This window comes from Psychrobacter proteolyticus (genome assembly GCF_038155145.1).
Taxonomy (GTDB): Bacteria; Pseudomonadota; Gammaproteobacteria; order Pseudomonadales; family Moraxellaceae; genus Psychrobacter; species Psychrobacter proteolyticus_B.
Genome location: NZ_JBAKAY010000032.1, coordinates 1 through 267, shown reverse-complemented (window position 1 = coordinate 267; position 267 = coordinate 1). Strand labels below are relative to the sequence as shown.

The following is a 267-nucleotide window of genomic DNA, read 5'->3' as shown; positions in this document are numbered from 1 at the left end:
ATTGAGCGAAGCACAAGAGTTAGGTTATGCAGAAGGAGATCCTACTTTTGATGTTGAAGGTATTGATGATGCTCATAAATTGGCGCTACTCGCCTCTATCGCTTTTGGTTTTCCGGTACAGTTTGATAAAGTCTACTGTGAAGGTATTCCTGGTATTACCCTGCAAGACGTACACTATGCCGAAGAACTTGGCTACCGTATCAAGCATTTAGTGTGTGCAGTACGCCGCGATAGCGAAAACGATGATGACGCAGGGGTTGAATTACG

1 pseudogene is annotated in these 267 nt (G+C 44.6%); it reads left to right on the top strand.

The window, feature by feature from the left end:
• Nucleotides 1-267 (top strand): annotated as a pseudogene (locus V6252_RS12890) (homoserine dehydrogenase); the annotation flags it as partial.